Genomic DNA, 14,486 nt, shown 5'->3' with positions numbered 1-14,486 from the left:
CGGGAAAACGGGTACTAGGAGTAAACAGAAAATTCCCTTTAATACCAAGGCTGAGAGCGGTTTCATGAAAATATTAAAAAATGAGGAAAAGTACATTATTCTTCTTGCATAAATTAGGCAAAGGTGTATACTAATCCATGGAAGCGGACAACTAATGAAAGTGATTTTTCTAGGAGGTTTACAAATGGTAGCCGAGAAAGGTACTGATTCAAATAAAGCTGAAAAATTGGACGTCTTAAGGTCGACTCAAACTGTCATACATAAGGCTTTAGGGAAGCTGGGATATTCTGATGAGGTCTATGAGCTTCTAAAAGAGCCAATTCGCATGATGACAGTGAAAATTCCTGTACGGATGGATGACGGAACAGTAAAAGTCTTTACTGGCTACCGGGCCCAGCATAATGATGCAGTTGGTCCTACTAAAGGCGGTATTCGTTTTCACCCGAATGTCACTGAAAAGGAAGTAAAGGCACTGTCAATCTGGATGAGCTTAAAATGCGGAATTGTGGATCTTCCATATGGCGGAGGAAAAGGCGGAATCGTTTGTGACCCTCGCGATATGTCCTTCGGTGAGTTAGAGCGGCTAAGCCGCGGGTATGTACGGGCAATCAGTCAAATTGTGGGACCGACAAAGGATATTCCTGCACCTGATGTATTTACCAATTCGCAGATCATGGCATGGATGATGGATGAATACAGCCGGATTGATGAATTTAACTCTCCAGGCTTCATTACTGGTAAACCACTTGTACTAGGCGGCTCACATGGACGGGAATCAGCAACAGCTAAAGGGGTTACAATTTGCATCCGCGAAGCTGCAAAGAAAAAAGGCATTAACCTTGAAGGTGCAAGAGTTGTTGTTCAGGGATTCGGTAATGCTGGAAGTTTCCTCTCAAAGTTTATGCATGATGCTGGTGCAAAGGTTGTTGGCATTTCAGATGCTTATGGCGGTTTATATGATCCAGATGGCCTTGATATCGATTACCTCTTGGATCGCCGTGATAGCTTTGGAACTGTGACAAAATTGTTTAATGATACAATTACAAATAAAGAGCTGCTTGAACTTGATTGCGATATTCTGGTTCCTGCGGCCATCGAAAATCAGATAACAGAAGAAAATGCACATAATATAAGAGCGAGCATTGTAGTGGAGGCGGCTAACGGCCCAACTACTTTGGAAGCAACACGAATTCTTACCGAGCGCGGAATTCTGCTAGTGCCTGACGTGCTGGCTTCGGCCGGAGGAGTAACGGTATCATATTTCGAATGGGTGCAAAACAACCAGGGATATTACTGGACCGAAGAAGAAGTAGAAGAAAAGCTTGAGAAGGTAATGGTTAAGTCATTTGATAATATTTATCAGACCTCCCAAACCCGCCGAGTGGATATGCGCCTGGCTGCTTATATGGTTGGTGTGAGAAAAATGGCGGAAGCTTCAAGATTCCGCGGATGGATTTAATTATAAATCTCCATTGATGAAAGTAAGACATTTGAATAATTATAAAAAATCTCCTATCATAAACTGATGGGAGATTTTTTATAAACTTAAATATGGAATTTTTTTCCTTGGTATTGATTAAGGAGTGAGAACCTTGAATATAGACGTTATTATTGTTGGCGGAGGACCATGCGGATTGGCAGCTGCCATAGCCCTTCAGGAAGCTGGGAGAAACCCGCTTGTTATCGAAAAAGGCAATATTGTAAACGCAATTTACAACTATCCAACACACCAAACCTTCTTCAGCACGAGCGAAAAGCTTGAAATCGGCGGGGTACCCTTCATAACGGAAAATTATAAGCCTAAGAGAAACCAGGCGCTAACTTATTACCGGGAAGTTGTGAAGAGAAAAGGCATTAAGATAAATGCCTTTGAAAAAGTTCTCAAAGTAATTAAAAATCCATCTAAGCTATTTGAAGTAGAAACAGATAAGGCGACTTATACCGCCAATAACGTAGTAATTGCTACAGGCTATTACGACCATCCAAATTACATGGGAGTTCCAGGAGAGGACCTGCCAAAGGTTTTTCACTATTTCAAAGAAGCCCATCCTTATTTTGATAAAGACGTAACGGTAATTGGCGGGAAAAACTCAAGCGTGGATGCTGCCATCGAACTGGTTAAAGCAGGAGCCAGAGTTACGGTGATCTATCGTGGAACAGAATATTCACCCAGCATAAAGCCATGGATTCTCCCTGAGTTTGAGTCCTTAGTCAGAAATGGAGTCATCAAGATGGAATTTAATGCCCATGTGAAAGAGATCAGTGAAAATAAGCTGACCTACATGGCGGATGGCCAGCAATTTGATATTAAGAACGACTTTGTATTTGCCATGACCGGCTACCATCCTGACCATGAATTTTTAAGGAGTATGGGAATTCAAATAAATGAAGAAACAGGCCGCCCTCAATTTAATCATGAAACGATGGAAACGAATGTCCCAGGAATATTTATTGCGGGTGTAATAGCTGCCGGAAATAATGCCAACGAAATTTTTATTGAAAATGGCAGATTTCATGGCGGACAAATAGCAAAAACTATAATTGATAAAGGCAATAACAAAGGCTGATCACATGTGATCAGCCTTTGTTATTGCCTTTTTATATTTGGAAAATCTCTTCGATATTTTGCTGGGTTTCCAGTCCGATTAGCAGTTTAATTCTTGCTTTTTGCCCGTTTAGTCCATTTGAGAAAATAACACCCATATCCTTTAGATGCTTTCCCCCTCCGTCATAGCCATATACATCTTGTGCAATTCCATTGAAACATCGGGAAACCAGTACAATCGGAATGTTCTTTTCTGTTAGAGCCTTAATGCCTTCAATTGTGGCTGGAGGCAAATTACCTTGTCCAAGTGCTTCAATCACAACTCCGTCAAAATCTAAATCACCTATCGCATAAAGCAGAGAAGAATCCATTCCGGCAAATGCTTTAATAAGTGTGACTTTTTTTACAATTGCATCCAAAAGGTAATATTCTCTATTTGTGGGAGTATTATGGAATAATACACCTCTCTTTGTGACTATTCCGATTGGTCCATATTGCGGGCTTTGAAAAGTAGATACATTGCTTGTGTGTGTCTTTGTCACATTTTCCGCAGTATGAATTTCATCATTTAGAACAACTAGAACCCCTTTGTCTTTTGCTTCTTCACATGAAGCTACGCGAATGGAGGAAATTAGGTTGTAAAGTCCGTCAGAGCCAATTTCATTACTTGATCTCATTGCACCAGTAACAACGATGGGAAGGGATGTTTTAACAGTCAGATCCAAGAAATAGGCTGTCTCTTCTAGTGTATCTGTCCCATGGGTAATGACTACGCCGCTAATTTTTTCCTTTGCCAGTTTTTTTTCAATGATTTCCTTCAATTTAAGCATTTCTCTAGGTGTTATGTGCGGTGAAGGGAGATGAAAAGGCTCTTCAACCAGTAATTCTGCAAGGGAAAGCAGTTCCTTTGTTTTTTCAGTTAATGGATTATTATCTGTTGGCTTAACAGCGCCAGTTGCTGCATCCTCACTCATTGAAATGGTGCCTCCAGTGTGTATAACAAGTATCTTTTTTTTCTCCATGTTAATCCCCCAATTCTAGCTTTGACTCAAAATATGATGCGAAATATTTGTTTTCCAATATTTGAATAATCATTTTAATTCTTTCTATATCATGATACGATTAAGGAAACAGATTGAAAAGAGGGCAGCTCATGCTGGGAATATTATCCGCTGGCATCGCGCCGGGGTTGGCATTATTAAGCTATTTTTATTTAAAAGATCAATATGAGTCTGAACCCATATCAATGGTTTTTAAAACTTTTTTGTTTGGTGCTTTGCTCGTGTTCCCCATTATGTTCATCCAGTATGTTTTAGAGACTGAAGGGGTGCTGCAGTCTAGTTTGATGGATGCATTTCTGTCATCAAGCCTGCTGGAAGAATTCTTTAAATGGTTTATATTATTTTATACTATCTATCAGCATATAACATTTGATGAACCATATGATGGAATTGTGTATGGTGCATCTGTATCACTTGGCTTTGCTACTGCAGAAAATATCTTCTATCTCGTCGCTCTCGGTGTGGAACACGCTCTTGGAAGGGCCTTACTTCCGGTTTCCAGCCATGCTCTTTTTGGTGTTATCATGGGCTATTATATAGGAAAAGGAAAATTCTCGGCAACCTCTACAAAAAAATGGATAGCCTTTTCGCTATTTATACCTTTTCTCCTTCACGGTATTTACGACTACATCCTGATCTCTCTAAAACATTGGATTTTTATCATGTTTCCATTTATGATCTTCCTTTGGTGGCTGGGCTTAAGAAAAGTCAAAAAAGCAAGGGCACATAGTGTAAGCCACATGGATAACCAATTTGATTTACAGAAAACTCTCCATTCCTGATGGAGGGTTTTTTATTTTGCGAAAATAAACCAAAAGCAAAAAGACTCAAGTTATTGAATAAAAAGCCAAGGACTACAAAAAATAGGGTCAATGAAAAAAGATTGACTTTTGGAGGTTAAAATCCATGAAAAAGAATTTTTTGGCAGGAAAGGTTTTACTCATAATCTCCCTTTGTGTTCTAGGAATTCCTTTGAGCGGGAATATGGACAAAGCTAATGCCTTTTCCAACCAGGTTATCCAGCACGGAGCAGTGGGAGATGATGTAATCGAGCTTCAGTCCCGCCTGCAGTATTTAGGATTCTACAATGGGAAAATCGATGGAGTGTTTGGGTGGGGAACCTATTGGGCACTCAGGAATTTTCAATATGAATTCGGCCTTCCGATAGACGGGCTTGCTGGCCAGGAAACAAAAAACAAGCTTGTAAAAGCATCCAAGTATAATGAACAGTATGTGAAAGAACAAATTAATAAGGGCAATAAATTCACCCATTACGGCGGGGTGGACACTGAAAAGCAGACTAAGCCTCAGCAAGGGGGATCTTCCGGGGGAACGGCACAGCAGGAAGCTCCTAAACAGCCGACTGCTGCAAATGTGCCTAACGGATTCTCAGAAAATGATATACAGTTAATGGCCAATGCGGTTTATGGAGAATCAAGAGGGGAGCCGTATACAGGCCAGGTGGCAGTTGCCGCAGTCATCTTAAACCGTGTAGACAGTGCATCATTTCCGAACACTGTTTCTGGGGTTATTTTTGAGCCGCGTGCTTTTACGGCCGTTGCCGATGGCCAGATATGGTTAACGCCGAATGAAACAGCAAAAAAAGCCGTCCTTGATGCCATTAATGGATGGGATCCAACAGGAGAGGCGCTGTATTACTTTAACCCGGATACAGCTACAAGCGGATGGATTTGGACACGGCCGCAAATCAAGCAGATTGGAAAACATATATTCTGTAAATAGAGGGGTGAATGATCATGCTTAGAGGAATTCTCATAGGCGTACTTGCACTGGGTGTTGCCGGTACAGCGTTTTGGGGTTATCAGGAACACCGGGAGAAAAATGCAATCCTAATTAATGCCGAAAATAATTATCAAAGGGCATTTCATGATTTAACTTACCAAATTGACCTATTGCATGACAAAATCGGAACAACCTTAGCAATGAATTCAAGAGCTTCACTATCACCTGAATTGGCAGAAGTATGGAGATTAACTTCAGAAGCGCACTCAGATGTTGGCCAGCTGCCTCTCTCGCTTCTTCCTTTCAATAAAACAGAAGAGTTTCTATCCAATATCGGAGATTTCAGTTATAGGACAGCAGTAAGGGATTTGGAGAAAGAACCTTTATCGGATAAAGAATATCAAACACTAAAGCAGCTCTATAAACAGTCGGCTGATGTTCAGCAGGATTTGCGCAAAGTTCAGCATATGGTGCTTGAAAAGAACTTACGGTGGATGGATGTAGAAATGGCGCTGGCCTCCAATGAGGAAGCTGCAGATAATACAATCATAGATGGATTTAAGACAGTGGAAAAAACGGTTGAAGGCTATGGAGAGACAGACTTTGGACCTGCATTTGTAAATATGCAGAGGAAGGATGAAAATTACAAATATCTTAAGGGTAAAGAAATAACAGAAGAAGAAGCTGCACGAATAGGTCAGCAGTATGCAAAGTTGGGGAATAATGTAAATATTAGAGTGACTGAAAACGGCAAAGGGTCTGATTACGGGTTTTATAGTGTCAGTATTCAAAATAAGAAAACAAAAGAAGAAGCAAACATGGATATTACTAAGAAAGGCGGCTATCCTATCTGGTTTATACTGGATCGGGAAGTGGCGAAACAAAAGGTAAGCCTTAATGAAGCAAGCAATAATGCGGTTAAATTTCTGAAAGACAATGGCTTTAAGGACCTTGATTTATTCGAGAGTGCCCAGTATGACAATTTAGGCGTATTTACCTTCGTGTCCAATCAGGATGGCGTAAGGATTTATCCGGACTCCATTCGTGTGAAAGTTGCGCTTGATAATGGCAGAATGTCAGCCTTTTCTGCTGAGGATTATTTAAAGGCTCATCACCAGAGAGAAATTCCTGAGCCTTTAATCACTGCAGAAGAGGCGAGAGCCAAGGTGAATCCCCAGCTGAAAGTCATGGAAGATAGACGGGCAATCATCATTAATGATTTAAATCAGGAAGTTTCCTGTTATGAAATTCTAGGCACATTGGGTGAAGATACCTACAGAATCTATATAAACGCAGAAACAGGACAAGAAGAAAAAGTAGAAAAGCTAAAAAATGCTGAACCAGTATTTGAAGATGTACTGTAGAGAAAGCCGGATAGGCTTTCTTTTTTTGCCTTAAAAAGCATTTGGGCCTTTTTGCCTAAATCTTTTAAAAATGCTATTGCAGGATTCTTTTATACCGGTCATAATGAAATGACAAGATTATCCTTTTAATAAGGGGAAGTGAGTCAGTGTGATAAATATTGGAGAGACAATGCTGCTCGAATTAACATACTCGGAAAAATCCGAGAAATATAAATGCAAGCTTGTTGAAAGAGAAGGAAATAATTTATATATTGATTATCCGATAAAACAGGAAACGAATAAAACTGCATTCCTGATCGATGGAACCCAGCTGAAGGCAACCTTTTTGGCTGAAGATGGGACGGTATATCTTTTCGAAAGCGAGGTTATGGGAAGAGTTAAGCTGAAGATCCCGATGATGGTTTTATCATATCCGGGGGACGAACATTTGGTGAAAATCCAGCGGCGTCAGTTTGTCCGGGTTGAAACACCAGTTGATGTTGCTATCCACCCGGAAAGTAATGAGTTTACTCCTTTTGTATCAATTACGGATGATATTAGTGCGGGCGGTGCTGCAATCATCGCACAAACGAGCAGCTCTTTAAAAGCGAGTATGCAAATACAAACTTATTTCGTATTAGCTATGCAGAACGGCGACAATTATTATTTACGGCTTAAAAGTAAGGTAATCAGAGTTTCTGAACCCCAGAATGGAAAATCGCTTATTTCTGTTCAGTTTTTGGAGGTAAGCCCCCAGGATAGACAATTGCTCCTGCGATTTTGTTTCGATAGGCAGCTGGCAATGAAGAAAAAAGGCCTGGTAATATAAATAAAGGAATATTTTTTATAATCATCTCTCATAATAGATGGTGAAGTCTATTGGCTTATTCTTATTTTATCAGTTGGAGAGATGGCATTGATGAAAACGGTGGAGAGGATTATTCTAAAGTTAATTATTCTGCAATTTGTTTTCTTGCTTTTCACACAATTTTTTTTTCATCGTATGGATGCTTTTCCGGAATTAAAGCAGCTGACTCAGTATGAGGGTGTTACAGATCAGAATTTCACTGAGCTGCTTGAAACGTTCAGGAAAGATTATTAGCAGGCAGGCGCCTGCTAATTTTTTGTTCTGGCGTCGGAAATATCGATCATTTATAAGCCTTTCAGGGGCTATTTTTAAAAATTTGCAAGACTTAAAAAACAGCTTAATTATGCACTGATGCAGACTTGTTATGTTAAAATAAAGCTGAACGAACCTGGGGAAGAAGCGGCCAGGGGTACAGGAGGAACTATGAGCAAACGTATATCAATTGCAATTGACGGCCCAGCTGCTGCAGGGAAAAGTACAGTAGCGAAGATTGTGGCAGAAAAATTATCTTACATATATATTGATACTGGTGCCATGTATCGCGCCTTGACTTATAAAGCTATTCAGAAGAATGCAAGTCTTGAAGATGAAGCTTCTCTTATGGAGATTCTAAACAATACAGTTATTGAACTGCAGCCAGGCGAAAAAGGGCAATTAATTTATCTGGACGGGCTGGAAGTGACAAATGAAATCAGGACTTCTGAAGTGACAAATTCTGTTTCTATAGTCTCCATGCATAAGCTTGTTAGAGAAGAAATGGTATTGCGCCAGCAAAACTTTGCTTTAGATGGAGGAGTGGTAATGGATGGCCGGGATATCGGAACCCATGTCCTGCCCCATGCAGAAGTAAAGATTTTTCTTTTAGCCTCAGTTGATGAAAGAGCTGTTAGGCGTCATAACGAAAATATCCAGAAGGGATATCCATCTGATCTTGAAAAGCTAAAGGAAGAAATTTCCTTAAGGGACAAACTGGACTCTGAGCGTGAAATAGCTCCCTTAAAGAAAGCAGATGATGCAAAAGAGATTGATACAACTTCTTTGTCAATTGGACAGGTAGTCGATAAGATAATGCATCTGGCTATTGAAAGGATTGGTTCAAAGTGAATCTCTATTCTTTTGCCAAAGCAGCAGTCTATGGAGTTCTAAAACCCATTTACAGATTTGAAGTAATTGGGAGAGAGAACTTTCCTGCTGAAGGGGGCGTCCTTTTATGCTCCAATCATATAGATAATCTCGATCCTCCGGTAGTCGGCATTAATGCTCCAAGGCCAGTTTATTTTATGGCCAAAGAAGAGCTCTTTAAGGTACCCGTCCTGGGGAAAATTCTTCCCGATTTAAATGCATTTCCTGTCAAGAGAGGAATGAGTGACAGGGAGGCATTAAGAAAAGGGCTTGGAATCTTAAAAGAAGGAAATGTTTTAGGGCTGTTTCCAGAGGGTACTAGAAGTAAAACGGGGCAGCTGGGTAAAGGGCTGGCGGGTGCAGGTTTTTTTGCTCTCAGGTCAGAAGCGCATGTCGTTCCCTGCGCCATTATTGGCCCCTATAAAGCTTTTTCTAAATTGAAAGTTGTTTATGGTAAACCAATTGATATGAAAGAGCTAAGGGAAAAAAAGGTTTCGGCGGAGGAAACCACCGAAATGATTATGTCAGAAATACGTAAATTAATTGAAGATTATTCATAGACCTTCTTGCTTGACAAAAAACTTCTTTTGTAAGAAGTTAGTAAAAAGGCATTTTTTAAAAAGGCGAAAATATTCGAAAAATAAGGCTGTCCTTTACTTTGAACTTCAAGAATTATCTAGCGCAAGCAGCCTAACCCCTTGAGGTCACAAGCTTGTCTTGTTTCGGGCGGTCCTCCCAAAAAGGCAATCTTTCCGTGAGGCCGTCTGTGCTTGTCGGGGGTGGGCAAGGCGCTTGCGCTTTTCTTATGAGGGCAGGAAGAGACATTCAACTACAGTTGAAAAATAGCCTGCAAAATAAATAGCTATTCGAGTATTTCTGCTGCTGACACAGGGTTCTTGCCTGGATGGCAGGCAGTTGAATACAGATTAAAAATTTAAAAGCAGCCATTGGATTAAGGAGGAATACATATGTCAGAGGAAATGAATCAAGTAGAAGTTAAAAATTTTGAGGTGGGTGACAAGGTAAAAGGCCAAGTTACCAAAGTGGAAGAAAAGCAAGTCATTGTTGACCTTACTGACAGCAAATTGGATGGGATTATCCCAATCAGCGAGCTTTCAAGCCTTCATATTGAAAAAGCAGGCGATGCGGTCTCAGAAGGAGATGAGCTCGAGCTTGAGGTTTTAAAAGTGGAGGAAGAAGCCCTTATTCTTTCTAAACGAAAAGTTGATGCTGGTAAATCATGGGAAACTCTTGAGAAGAAATTTAATGAGGGCGAAGTTTTTGAAGCAGAAATAAAAGATGTTGTTAAAGGCGGCTTAGTAGTAGACTTGGGTGTGCGCGGATTTGTTCCTGCTTCCCTGGTTGAAGCTCACTTTGTTGAGGACTTTACTGATTATAAAGGCAAAACGATGACATTTAAAATTGTAGAGCTTGATAAAGATAAAAATCGCCTGATTCTTTCTCACCGTGCTGTAATAGAGGAAGAAAAAGGAAAACAGAAGCATCAAGTGCTTGAATCCCTTCAGGCAGGTCAGGTTTTGGATGGAACAGTTCAAAGAATTACTGACTTTGGAGCATTTGTTGATATTGGCGGGATTGATGGTCTTGTCCATATTTCCCAGCTTTCTTATGAGCATGTAGAGAAGCCTTCAGATGTTGTGGAAGAAGGCCAAAAAGTGAAGGTTAAAGTATTAAGTGTAGACCGGGACAATGAACGCATCTCACTTTCCATTAAGGAGACTTTGCCAGGGCCGTGGGATAACATCAGTGAAAAGGCTCCTAAAGGAAGCACTCTTGAAGGAACAGTAAAAAGACTTGTGTCTTATGGAGCATTTGTTGAAGTTTTCCCAGGTGTGGAAGGCCTTGTCCATATTTCACAAATTGCGCATAAGCATATTGGAACTCCTCATGAAGTATTAAGCGAAGGACAAGAAGTAAAAGTAAAGGTTCTTGATGTGAACGAACAGGACCAGCGCCTGTCATTGAGCATCAAAGATCTTCTTGAAAAAGAACAGGAAGAAGTGACTGACTACGAACTTCCTGAAGAAAACAAAGGCTTCTCGCTTGGTGATATGATAGGCGACCAGCTAAAGAATTTAAAAAAGTAATGGTGATAAATTTTGTCTAGATCAAAACGTAAATGGGATCATATCCAGCATGCTTTGGCAACGGGCCAAAACAGCAATACCGGTTTAGAGGATATTGCATTTATTCATCAAAGTCTTCCTGATGCGTTTCTTGATCAGGCTGATTTAGGCACTTCAATTGGCGAACTTTCATTAAGTTCGCCAATTTTTATAAATGCCATGACAGGGGGCGGAGGAGAAAGAACGGTTCAAATTAACCGGGATCTAGCCCTTGCTGCCAGATCCACAGGCCTTGCTATGGCAGTGGGGTCTCAAATGTCTGCACTGAAGGATCCCGGTGAAGCAGAATCCTATAGGGTTGTCAGGAGAGAAAACCCCGGTGGAATTATTTTTGGCAACTTAGGCAGTGAAGCTACAATCGATCAGGCAAAAGCAGCGGTGGATATGATTGAAGCAGATGCATTGCAAATTCATTTAAATGTAGTCCAGGAATTGACCATGCCTGAAGGTGACCGTGATTTCCGGGGTGCCCTAAAAAGAATTGAAAATATCGTCTCCCATTCTGAAGTTCCAGTAGTTGTAAAAGAAGTGGGATTTGGCATAAATAAAGAAACAGTTTCAATGCTTGCATCAGCCGGTGTTACAGCAATCGATATTGGCGGATTTGGCGGAACGAATTTCTCCCGCATAGAAAATGCAAGAAGAGATAGACTGTTAACGTTTTTCAATGAGTGGGGAATCCCGACGGCTGTCTCCATTGCAGAAGCTGCATCTTTGGGAAAAGATATTGCTGTCATAGCTTCGGGGGGCATCCAGACAAGCCATGAAATAGCTAAGGCAATTGCTCTTGGTGCAGGAGCTGCAGGGATGGCGGGATACTTTTTGAAAGTTCTCATGAAAGAAGGACTTGAAGCACTCATTGAAGAGATTAACAATATGAATACCGAATTGAAAGTGATCATGACTGCCTTGGGGGCGGCAAACATCGCCCAGCTTCAGCAGTCTCCAATTATCATAACTGAAAGGACCCATCATTGGCTGAATGAACGTGGCATTGATACAAAGGCATATTCTCAGCGGATAATACAAAAATAAAACTCTTGTCAAATGACGAGAGTTTTATTTTTGCCTTCAGAGGCGTGTATATTAGATATTTGACCTTCGATAACTGTCCTGCTTCACAAATAACGCTTCGACAGGATGATTAGCGCACGATTAATAGCGTTAGCTTTTAAGAGGAGCGCCTAACCCCCTCGAGGTCACCAGCTTTTCCAGTTTCGGCTCCCAGCCGCCTCCACATTTCGGGCAAGCCTCCCAAAAAAGCAAAAACGCCTTTCCGGGAGGCTCGTCTTGTGCTTAAGGCCTACAGGACAAGGTAAGGCTTCTTCAGCATAATTTATCGCACGACCAAAAGCGTCAGCTTTTGAGAGGATGGGGGTCAGGCAGACATTGCCGCAGGGCGTGGCGTTCTTAGTCTGCGTTTCTTTGGGAGCAAGGCGCTTCCGCTTTCTTTTTTAACTGTATTTTGAATCATTCAAAGATCTGGCTTCTTCGGGGCTCTGCATCTTGGCAGCTCCAGGATAATGAAGTGCCTGGTCGCGATCGGATTCCACTTTTCCGCTATTTTTAAGCTTTTTTTCCTGTCTGTCTTTGCCCATATTAAACACCTCCATGTTATTAAGATGAAATGAGTGCAAAAGAATTATGCAAAAAGTTGATTCAAAAGGAATTATCCTTTTGAATTGACAGGGTTATTTTACATACGAAAAAGCCATAATGGAAATGATAGGAGGTAGAGGATGGAAGGATTAATTTTCTATTGGATTTCCTGGATGGTTTGGATTGTGACGACTTTTTTTATGGATCGAAATAATAAATACAGGTTTCTATTGTCTGCCTGGATTTTATTTTTTATTATGCTGTCACCCTGGACACTTAAAATCTTCAATGTTGAAACTGGTATTGGTGGCCTTTATCTGCTTGTTTCTTTATATATTTTTGCTGGGAGATTAAAAAAACTGGGTAAACTTTATTTCCTTTTTTGTGCTTTCATCCTGATGATGGCATATGTCACATTTCATCTGTTTGAACTGTTTGATCCGGTTTGGGTTATATTCTCACGGAATTGGATGCTGTCAGTCCTTCTTGTTTATTTGGCTGTCCTCCTGCAAAAAAACAGAATGCTCAGACTGCCGTTAATATTGCTCGGGGGCATCCAGGGAGAGGTTCTATATGCGCTCATTCTTAATCAATTTTCCTTTCCGTACACTATTGGATCATTGGCCTTTCTGGATATCATGGCAACCTCTATTTCTATATCGGCTGTATGGATTGCAGTGCAATGGGCCGTCAAATATATTGAAGCCAACTTTAAACATTTTGAAAGGGAGAAACAAAAATTATCATGAGCGAATATACCTACCCGATACTTTTTGGTCTGGCAGCTGGAACTTTGACCCGTATTTATATGCTGCGGACCGATTACCGGCAATACCCTACATACTTACATGGAAAGATTATACACGTTGCATTGGGATTCATTGCTGCCGGACTGGGAACGGTGGCCATCCCTTCAATAATGGAGGAAGAATTCACAGCCGTTACCTTCCTGACCCTTGCTGCATCGCAGTTTAGGGAAGTCAGAAACATGGAGAGAAACACGCTTACTGAACTGGACAGCTACGAAATGGTTCCCAGAGGCAAAACGTATATAGAAGGCGTGGCGATAGCCTTCGAAAGCAGAAATTACCTTGTGATTTTCACATCTTTATTAAGTACGCTTGGCTATCTGGTATTTAATATATGGGGCGGGCTTGCGGCAGCCATTCTGGCCGTGCTTATTTCAAAGAAATTAATGTCAGGGGGAAGGCTGAAGGAAATCGTTGAAGTTGAGTTTGTAGAGCCGCGATTTGATGGAGCAGGCTTGTATGTTGACAATATTTATATCATGAATATTGGTTTGCCCGAAAGACAAGAGGAAGTGCTGCGATATGGGATGGGATTTATTTTAAAACCTAAAAATTTCAATGCCCGCTCCACTATTGCCAATCTTGGGCAGAGGCAGGCTATATTGCATGATGTCTCCACTGCTTTGGGTGTTTACCGGGATTCCGGAACTCCTGCGCTTGTTCCGCTAGCGAAAAGGGACCTTGATGATGGGCGTATAGGGGTTTTTGTATTGCCGCAGGAAAAGAATATCAATAAAGCCATAAAAATCATCGAAGCGGTTCCAACACTTGAAAACGCGATTAGGATGCCTACTGAACGGCAAACGAATGAGAAAGGAAGTTAGGGAATGGTGCTTGAAAAATTCATACTGGCTGCAATTACAACAAATCCATCCAAGATACCATCAGGAACCGCCGTATTTCATTGTGAAGATAAAAAAGAAATGGAAATCATCGCAGCCAATCTTGAAGCTATTCTTGACGGTATTGCCCATGCTTTAACAGAAGAACTATATGTAATTGTTAAGCATTAATGAGGCTGCCAAGTTTTTATAAAATCAGAAATTATATCTTTGAACTTCGATGACTGTCTAGCTCCAGGCGCTATCGGCTCTCGGGTCTAAGCCAATCCGTCCAAAAGGTTAAAGAACAGCCTTTCAGCATGCTCGTCTTATGCTTGAGGCCCACAGGACAAGGAAGGCTTCGACAGCAAAAAAATCGCACGACCGAAAGCGGCAGCTTCTGGGAGGATGCGGGTCATGCAGAAGTT

16 protein-coding genes are annotated in these 14,486 nt (G+C 41.1%); 14 read left to right on the top strand and 2 right to left on the bottom strand.

Annotated elements, in window-relative coordinates:
• The first annotated feature begins 184 nt into the window (after positions 1–184).
• The gene (locus tag ACR42H_RS19575) at positions 185–1,459 is read left to right on the top strand and encodes a Glu/Leu/Phe/Val family dehydrogenase (RefSeq protein WP_436372720.1); all 1,275 of its coding nucleotides are present in this window, start codon (positions 185–187) and stop codon (positions 1,457–1,459) included.
• A 133-nt stretch (positions 1,460–1,592) separates the two neighbouring features.
• On the top strand, positions 1,593–2,567 hold the full coding sequence (locus ACR42H_RS19570) for a YpdA family putative bacillithiol disulfide reductase (RefSeq protein WP_113884507.1): 975 nt from the start codon (positions 1,593–1,595) through the stop codon (positions 2,565–2,567).
• A gap of 31 nt (positions 2,568–2,598) precedes the next feature.
• Here the strand turns inward: ACR42H_RS19570 and ACR42H_RS19565 are convergent, their stop codons facing one another.
• Entirely contained in the window at positions 2,599–3,567 is a 969-nt protein-coding gene (locus ACR42H_RS19565) for an asparaginase (RefSeq protein WP_436372718.1), read from the bottom strand.
• A 131-nt stretch (positions 3,568–3,698) separates the two neighbouring features.
• Between ACR42H_RS19565 and prsW the strand changes: the two genes are divergently transcribed.
• The 9 genes from prsW to fni all read left to right on the top strand — a co-directional run bounded on the left by prsW (position 3,699) and on the right by fni (position 11,864).
• Positions 3,699–4,388 carry a glutamic-type intramembrane protease PrsW gene (gene prsW / locus ACR42H_RS19560; RefSeq protein WP_436372715.1) on the top strand — a complete coding sequence of 230 codons (690 nt, stop codon included), beginning with the start codon at positions 3,699–3,701 and terminating at the stop codon, positions 4,386–4,388.
• Between the two features lie 124 nt (positions 4,389–4,512).
• Complete coding sequence (sleB, locus tag ACR42H_RS19555; RefSeq protein ID WP_113884510.1) at positions 4,513–5,349, top strand: spore cortex-lytic enzyme; 837 nt, start codon at positions 4,513–4,515, stop codon at positions 5,347–5,349.
• Between the two features lie 14 nt (positions 5,350–5,363).
• Positions 5,364–6,713 (top strand): germination protein YpeB, encoded by a 1,350-nt coding sequence (ypeB, locus tag ACR42H_RS19550; RefSeq protein ID WP_436372712.1) that lies wholly within the window; start codon positions 5,364–5,366, stop codon positions 6,711–6,713.
• Positions 6,714–6,861: 148 nt separating this feature from the next.
• Positions 6,862–7,521: a flagellar brake protein gene (locus ACR42H_RS19545; protein WP_436372710.1), complete on the top strand. Its 660-nt coding sequence runs from the start codon at positions 6,862–6,864 to the stop codon at positions 7,519–7,521.
• Positions 7,522–7,611: 90 nt separating this feature from the next.
• Complete coding sequence (locus ACR42H_RS19540; RefSeq protein WP_436377020.1) at positions 7,612–7,794, top strand: YpfB family protein; 183 nt, start codon at positions 7,612–7,614, stop codon at positions 7,792–7,794.
• 189 nt (positions 7,795–7,983) lie between these two features.
• Positions 7,984–8,664 (top strand): (d)CMP kinase, encoded by a 681-nt coding sequence (cmk, locus tag ACR42H_RS19535; RefSeq protein WP_436372707.1) that lies wholly within the window; start codon positions 7,984–7,986, stop codon positions 8,662–8,664.
• Positions 8,661–9,242, top strand: coding sequence for a lysophospholipid acyltransferase family protein (locus tag ACR42H_RS19530; protein ID WP_113884515.1), 582 nt, complete (start codon positions 8,661–8,663; stop codon positions 9,240–9,242). The genes cmk and ACR42H_RS19530 overlap by 4 nt, the downstream gene beginning before the upstream one ends.
• Before the next feature lie 408 nt (positions 9,243–9,650).
• Complete coding sequence (gene rpsA, locus ACR42H_RS19525) at positions 9,651–10,790, top strand: 30S ribosomal protein S1 (RefSeq protein ID WP_113884516.1); 1,140 nt, start codon at positions 9,651–9,653, stop codon at positions 10,788–10,790.
• 12 nt (positions 10,791–10,802) lie between these two features.
• Positions 10,803–11,864, top strand: a complete 1,062-nt coding sequence (gene fni / locus ACR42H_RS19520) for a type 2 isopentenyl-diphosphate Delta-isomerase (protein WP_436372704.1) — start codon at positions 10,803–10,805, stop codon at positions 11,862–11,864.
• Positions 11,865–12,283: 419 nt separating this feature from the next.
• Here the strand turns inward: fni and ACR42H_RS19515 are convergent, their stop codons facing one another.
• Positions 12,284–12,427, bottom strand: a complete 144-nt coding sequence (locus ACR42H_RS19515) for a YpzI family protein (RefSeq protein ID WP_113884518.1) — start codon at positions 12,425–12,427, stop codon at positions 12,284–12,286.
• Positions 12,428–12,568: 141 nt separating this feature from the next.
• Between ACR42H_RS19515 and ACR42H_RS19510 the strand changes: the two genes are divergently transcribed.
• The 3 genes from ACR42H_RS19510 to ACR42H_RS19500 are packed head-to-tail and all read left to right on the top strand — an operon-like array spanning position 12,569 to position 14,250.
• A complete protein-coding gene (locus ACR42H_RS19510) occupies positions 12,569–13,177 on the top strand; it encodes a YphA family membrane protein (RefSeq protein ID WP_436372701.1) in 609 nt (202 codons plus the stop codon).
• Positions 13,174–14,061, top strand: a complete 888-nt coding sequence (locus ACR42H_RS19505; protein ID WP_436372699.1) for a YIEGIA family protein — start codon at positions 13,174–13,176, stop codon at positions 14,059–14,061. The genes ACR42H_RS19510 and ACR42H_RS19505 overlap by 4 nt, the downstream gene beginning before the upstream one ends.
• A gap of 3 nt (positions 14,062–14,064) precedes the next feature.
• Positions 14,065–14,250, top strand: a complete 186-nt coding sequence (locus ACR42H_RS19500; RefSeq protein ID WP_113884521.1) for a capping complex subunit for YIEGIA — start codon at positions 14,065–14,067, stop codon at positions 14,248–14,250.
• Positions 14,251–14,486 lie beyond the last annotated feature (236 nt).

Origin of the sequence: Cytobacillus sp. BC1816 (genome assembly GCF_051353635.1) — a bacterium.
Taxonomy (GTDB): Bacteria; Bacillota; Bacilli; order Bacillales; family Cytobacillaceae; genus Cytobacillus; species Cytobacillus oceanisediminis_C.
Note: the sequence above shows the minus strand (reverse complement) of the source record. Positions and strands in the feature narration are given on the sequence as shown.

Bases quoted from the DNA above. Each gene is read 5' to 3' on its own strand.
- ACR42H_RS19575 (WP_436372720.1), top strand. From the start codon at position 185: ATGGTAGCCGAGAAAGGTACTGATTCAAATAAAGCTGAAAAATTGGAC.
- ACR42H_RS19565 (WP_436372718.1), bottom strand. From the start codon at position 3,567: ATGGAGAAAAAAAAGATACTTGTTATACACACTGGAGGCACCATTTCA.
- prsW (WP_436372715.1), top strand. From the start codon at position 3,699: ATGCTGGGAATATTATCCGCTGGCATCGCGCCGGGGTTGGCATTATTA.
- sleB (WP_113884510.1), top strand. From the start codon at position 4,513: ATGAAAAAGAATTTTTTGGCAGGAAAGGTTTTACTCATAATCTCCCTT.
- ypeB (WP_436372712.1), top strand. From the start codon at position 5,364: ATGCTTAGAGGAATTCTCATAGGCGTACTTGCACTGGGTGTTGCCGGT.
- ACR42H_RS19540 (WP_436377020.1), top strand. From the start codon at position 7,612: ATGAAAACGGTGGAGAGGATTATTCTAAAGTTAATTATTCTGCAATTT.
- cmk (WP_436372707.1), top strand. From the start codon at position 7,984: ATGAGCAAACGTATATCAATTGCAATTGACGGCCCAGCTGCTGCAGGG.
- rpsA (WP_113884516.1), top strand. From the start codon at position 9,651: ATGTCAGAGGAAATGAATCAAGTAGAAGTTAAAAATTTTGAGGTGGGT.
- ACR42H_RS19515 (WP_113884518.1), bottom strand. From the start codon at position 12,427: ATGGGCAAAGACAGACAGGAAAAAAAGCTTAAAAATAGCGGAAAAGTG.
- ACR42H_RS19510 (WP_436372701.1), top strand. From the start codon at position 12,569: ATGGAAGGATTAATTTTCTATTGGATTTCCTGGATGGTTTGGATTGTG.
- ACR42H_RS19505 (WP_436372699.1), top strand. From the start codon at position 13,174: ATGAGCGAATATACCTACCCGATACTTTTTGGTCTGGCAGCTGGAACT.
- ACR42H_RS19500 (WP_113884521.1), top strand. From the start codon at position 14,065: ATGGTGCTTGAAAAATTCATACTGGCTGCAATTACAACAAATCCATCC.